Source organism: Arthrobacter sp. NPDC080086 (assembly GCF_040702285.1).
Window position 1 is genome coordinate 46,699 of sequence record NZ_JBFBKP010000028.1, and the last position, 5,343, is coordinate 52,041.

At 70.0% G+C, this 5,343-nt stretch carries 5 protein-coding genes; all 5 read left to right on the forward strand.

The genetic code is table 11. The features are described 5' to 3' along the window. Nucleotides 1–198 precede the first annotated feature (198 nt). Complete coding sequence (locus AB0305_RS11600; protein WP_364135060.1) at nucleotides 199–1,443, forward strand: helix-turn-helix domain-containing protein; 1,245 nt, start codon at nucleotides 199–201, stop codon at nucleotides 1,441–1,443. 87 nt (nucleotides 1,444–1,530) lie between these two features. Beyond that, complete coding sequence (locus AB0305_RS11605; RefSeq protein ID WP_364135057.1) at nucleotides 1,531–2,460, forward strand: ACP S-malonyltransferase; 930 nt, start codon at nucleotides 1,531–1,533, stop codon at nucleotides 2,458–2,460. Further along, the gene (locus AB0305_RS11610; RefSeq protein ID WP_290257561.1) at nucleotides 2,457–3,509 is read left to right on the forward strand and encodes a beta-ketoacyl-ACP synthase III; all 1,053 of its coding nucleotides are present in this window, start codon (nucleotides 2,457–2,459) and stop codon (nucleotides 3,507–3,509) included. The genes AB0305_RS11605 and AB0305_RS11610 overlap by 4 nt, the downstream gene beginning before the upstream one ends. Before the next feature lie 138 nt (nucleotides 3,510–3,647). Next, nucleotides 3,648–3,893 (forward strand): acyl carrier protein, encoded by a 246-nt coding sequence (locus AB0305_RS11615; protein WP_290257560.1) that lies wholly within the window; start codon nucleotides 3,648–3,650, stop codon nucleotides 3,891–3,893. Nucleotides 3,894–4,073: 180 nt separating this feature from the next. Further along, a complete protein-coding gene (fabF, locus tag AB0305_RS11620; protein ID WP_290257559.1) occupies nucleotides 4,074–5,309 on the forward strand; it encodes a beta-ketoacyl-ACP synthase II in 1,236 nt (411 codons plus the stop codon). The last annotated feature ends 34 nt before the right edge of the window (nucleotides 5,310–5,343 follow it).

The window sequence follows — 5,343 nt, forward strand, 5'->3', positions numbered from 1 at the left end:
TGCTGACCATGTTCGCCGCCCGCTGTTTTGACCCCCGCCTGATCTGGGACGCCATCGACGAGCCCGATCCCGAAGAGACCGACGCAGGGCCGCCGTCGGGCTTTAACCACGGCGGTCGCGCCGTGTGATCCAGCCCAAAGCAAGTTGTAGCCTTCGCACAAATGGAGCTTGTCAGGCGGGCGCCGTATGCTCGTTGTCATGGCAGAGCCCACCCCCACCCCCGCGCAGCGCAAATCCGCCGCCCGGACCCTGTCCCCGGAGAAGGCCGAGACGCTGAAGAAGCTCCGCTCCAGCGTCGGCCAGCTCTCCACCACCACGCTGCGGCGGCTGGAATCCTCACTGCCCTGGTACAGCCGGCTGAACTCCGACGAACGCTCCGCGCTCGGCATGGTGGCCCAGAACGGCATCGCCGCCTTCGTCACCTGGTTCGAACGGCCCAGCTCGCCGTCGTGGATCCTCTCCGACGTCTTCGGCACCGCCCCCACCGAACTGACCCGCTCCATCAGCCTGCAGAAGGCGCTCCAGCTGATCCGGATCGTGGTGGAGGTGGTCGAGGAGCAGGTCCCGATCATCGCCCCCGAGGCGGACCAGGCCGCCCTGCGTGAGGCGGTGCTCCGCTACTCGCGCGAGGTCGCCTTCGCCGCCGCCGACGTCTACGCCCGCGCCGCGGAGACCCGCGGCTCCTGGGACACCCGGCTGGAAGCCCTGATCGTCGACGCCATCCTGCGCGGAGAGAACACCGACGCCCTGCGGTCCCGGATCGCGGCCCTGGGCTGGAAGGCGCAGGAACGCTTCACCGTCATGGTGGGCAATTCGCCCTCGGAACCCAGCGCCAGCTACGTCAGCGAGCTGCGCCGCACCGCCGGCCGGTTCGCCGAGGACGCCCTGGTGGGAATCCAGGGCGATCGGCTGATCCTGATCCTCGGCGGCGTGCAGGACCGGGAGACCGCCTGCCAGAAACTCAGCGAACTCTTTGCCCCCGGTCCCGTCGTGTACGGCGCCGAGGCAGCCTCCCTGCCGGAGGCCAGCAGCTCCGCCCAGTCCGCCTTCGCCGGCCTCACCGCGGCCCGCGCCTGGCCCTCGGCCCCCCGCCCGGTGGCCGCGGACGACCTGCTGCCGGAGCGGGTCATCTCCGGCGACGACGCGGCCCGCCGATCCCTGGTGAAGAACATTTACCGGCCCCTCCTGGCCGCCTCGAACGGGCTGGTGGAGACCTTGGGGACCTACCTGGAACTGGGTCATTCGCTCGAGGCCACGGCCCGGGAATTGTTCGTCCACGCCAACACGGTCCGTTACCGGCTCAAGCGGGTCTGCGACGTGACCGGCTGGGATCCGCTGATCCCGCGGGAGGCGTTCGTGCTCCAGGCGGCCCTCGTGGTGGGGCGTCTCTCCACCCCGCCGAAGCCCGCCGTGGAGCGTCAGCCATCCCGCAGCGGCGGCTGAGAGGTTGTAGACTTCCTACAAACTGACCCAGTGAGCTTGGTGCATGAAAGTACCGATGAATCACGCGGCATTTGGAAAGCTGGATACGTGCTTGCAATCGTCTGCCCTGGACAGGGCTCCCAGACCTCCGGTTTTCTGGCCCCCTGGCTGGAACTGCCCTCCGTCCCAGGCCACTTGGCCTCCCTGAGCGAAATAGCAGGTATCGACCTCACCGCCCACGGCACCACCTCCGACGAGGAAACCATCAAGGACACCGCCGTCGCGCAGCCGCTGATCGTCGCGGCCGGACTGGTCGCCGCGAAGGCCCTGTTCGACGTCGAACTCGAAACCCTCCCCGTCATCCTCGCCGGGCACTCGGTGGGCGAAATCACCGCCTCCGCGCTGGCCGGTGTCCTCACCGAGACCGAGGCGATGACCTTCGTCCGGGAACGCGCCAACGGCATGGCCGCCGCGGCCGCCGCCACCCCGACCGGCATGAGCGCCGTCGTCGGCGGCGACCCCGCCGAGGTCCTGGCAGCCATCGAGGCCGCCGGGCTGACCCCCGCGAACGTCAACGGCGCCGGACAGACCGTCGCCGCCGGCACCCTCGAACAGCTCAAGGCCCTCGCGGACAAGCCGCCGGCCAAGGCCCGGGTCATCCCGCTCAAGGTTGCCGGGGCGTTCCACACCTCCCACATGTCCCCCGCCGTCGCCGCACTGCAGGCGCTGCGCCCCACGCTTCACCCCCGCAACCCGCAGGTTCCGCTGCTCTCGAACTTCGACGGCGCGCAGGTCACCGACGGCGGCGCCGCGGTGGACAGCCTCATCGCCCAGGTCTCCCGCCCGGTCCGCTGGGACCGCTGCATGGAGACCCTGGTGGAGCGCGGCGTCACCGGCCTGATCGAACTGGCACCGGCAGGCACCCTCGCCGGACTGGCCAAGCGCGGCATGCCCGGCGTGAAGACTGTTACCGTCAAGACACCGGACGATCTGTCCGATGCCCTGGCACTATTCGCAGAACTTGAGGGAGGAAAATGAGCACTCCTACGCTGAAGCAGGCTCCCCTGCAGAACGGCACCCGTGTGCTGGGCGTCGGCGCGTACCGTCCCGACGTCATCGTCACCAACGAGGACGTCTGCCAGTGGATCGACTCCTCCGATGAGTGGATCCGCCAGCGCACCGGGATCGTCACCCGGCACCGCGCCCCCGCAGACGTCAGCGTGATCGACATGGCCGAGGGCGCCGCCCGCGAGGCCCTCGAACGCGCCGGCGTCGACCCCTCCGAGCTCGGTGCCGTGATCGTCTCCACGGTCACCCACCCCTACGCCACCCCCTCCGCGGCCGCGAGCCTGACCGACCGCCTGGGTGCCACGCCGGCCCCGGCCTTCGACATCTCCGCCGCGTGTGCCGGGTACTGCTACGGCATCGCCCAGGCCGACGCCCTGGTCCGCTCCGGTGCCGCCAAGTACGTGCTGGTGGTCGGCGCGGAGAAGCTCTCCGACGTCATCGACAACACCGAGCGCACCATCTCCTTCCTGCTCGGCGACGGCGCGGGCGCCGTCGTCATCGGCCCTTCCGACACCCCGGGCATCGGCCCGTCGGTCTGGGGCTCGGACGGCAGCAAGTGGGACGCCATCGGCATGACCCACTCGATGCTGGACATCCGCGACCACGCCGCCGGCAAGGGCGCCCTCAGCGAGGGCGAAGCCGCCGTCACCGAGGCCGCGCTCTGGCCCACGCTGCGCCAGGACGGCCAGACCGTGTTCCGCTGGGCGGTCTGGGAAATGGCCAAGGTGGCCCAGCAGGCCCTCGACGCCGCCGGCGTCAAGGCCGAGGACCTCGCGGCCTTCATCCCGCACCAGGCCAACATGCGGATCATCGACGAGATGGCCAAGCAGCTCAAGCTGCCGGAATCGGTCATCATCGCCCGGGACATCGCCGAGGCGGGCAACACCTCGGCGGCGTCCATTCCGCTGGCCACGCACCGGCTGCTGCAGGACAACCCCGGCCTCAGCGGCGGACTGGCCCTGCAGATCGGTTTCGGCGCCGGGCTGGTCTTCGGCGCCCAGGTGATCGTGCTGCCGTAGTCCACCGTGACTTCCCGGGTGCCGGCACGGCAGGCAGCCCGGATTCCCCCACCGGGCCGAACCCTCGGCCCGAACCACTCCGCCCAACGCTCCGGACCCGTCCGGCGGCCGATGGCACCAACAAAAGAAGGAGCCACCATGGCTAACAACGAAGAGATCCTGGCCGGCCTGGCCGAAATCGTCAACGAAGAGACCGGCCTGGCCCCCGAGGCCGTCGAAATGGACAAGTCCTTCACCGAGGACCTGGACATCGACTCCATCTCGATGATGACCATCGTGGTCAACGCCGAGGAAAAGTTCGGCGTGCGCATCCCGGACGAAGAGGTCAAGAACCTCAAGACCGTCGGCGACGCCGTCAACTTCATCGCCAACGCCCAGGCCTAATTCCGCCTGGTCCCTGGCACCGTCCCCCACGGGGGCGGTACCGCGGGCCGCCGGGTGCCGCTGACACAGCGGCTCCCGGCGCTCCCCCGATTCACTGACTGACCACCGAGTTTCCTACGCAGGCCCCGGCGCCCTGGCTGGCACCGTAAGCGGCACGCGCACCGACGAAAGAGTGATCCCATGGCACGCAAAGTAGTCATCACCGGTCTGGGTGCCACCACACCCATCGGCGGCGATGTCCCCACAATGTGGAAGAACGCGCTCAAGGGCGTCTCCGGCGCGCATACGCTCGAAGACGACTGGGTTGCCAAGTACGAGCTGCCCGTCCACTTCGCCGCCCGCGCCTCCACCCCCGCCCTCGAGGTCCTGAGCCGGGTCGAAGCCAAGCGCATGGACCCGTCCACCCAGTTCGGCGTGATCGCCGCCCGTGAGGCCTGGGCCGACGCCAACATCGACGGCATCGACCACGACCGCCTGGCAGTGGCCTTCGCCACCGGCATCGGCGGGGTCTGGACCCTGCTGGATGCCTGGGACACCCTGCGCGAAAAGGGCCCCCGCCGCGTCCTGCCGATGACCGTTCCGATGCTGATGCCCAACGGCGTCGCCGCTGCGGTCAGCCTGGACCTGGGAGCCCGGGCCGGCGCCCACACCCCCGTCTCGGCCTGCGCCTCCGGCACCGAAGCCGTGCACATGGGACTGGAGCTGATCCGCTCCGGGAAGGCCGACGTCGTCGTCTGCGGCGGCGCCGAAGCCGCGATCCACCCGATGCCGATCGCCGCGTTCTCCTCGATGCAGGCCCTCTCCCGCCGCAACGACGATCCCGAGCACGCCTCCCGCCCGTACGACCGCGACCGTGACGGCTTCGTCATGGGCGAGGGCGCAGGCGCCCTGGTCCTCGAGGCCGAGGAGCACGCCCTGGCCCGCGGCGCCCGGATCTACGCCGAACTGGCCGGCACCTCGGTGACCGCCGATGCGTACCACATCACCGCCCCGGACCCCGAGGGCCTCGGCGCCACCCGCGCGCTGAAGGCAGCCATGTTCGACGGCCGCATCCAGGCCGAGGACGTGGTGCACGTCAACGCGCACGCCACCTCCACCCCGGTCGGTGACAAGCCCGAGTACACCGCCCTCAAGGCCGCCCTCGGCAGCCACGTGGACAACGTGGCGGTCTCCGCCACCAAGTCCCAGATGGGCCACCTGCTGGGCGCCTCCGGTGCCGTGGAAGCGGTCCTGACGGTCCTCGCCGTGCACGAACGCAAGGCTCCCGTCACCATCAACTTGGAAAACCAGGACCCGGAGATCCCGCTGGACGTCGTGACCTCAGAGCGGGCCCTCCCGGCCGGCAACATCGTCGCGCTAAGCAACTCCTTCGGCTTCGGCGGCCACAACGCCGTGATCGCGGTGCGCAGCATCTAGCCGCCACCGCACGCAGCACGAACGACGGCGGCCA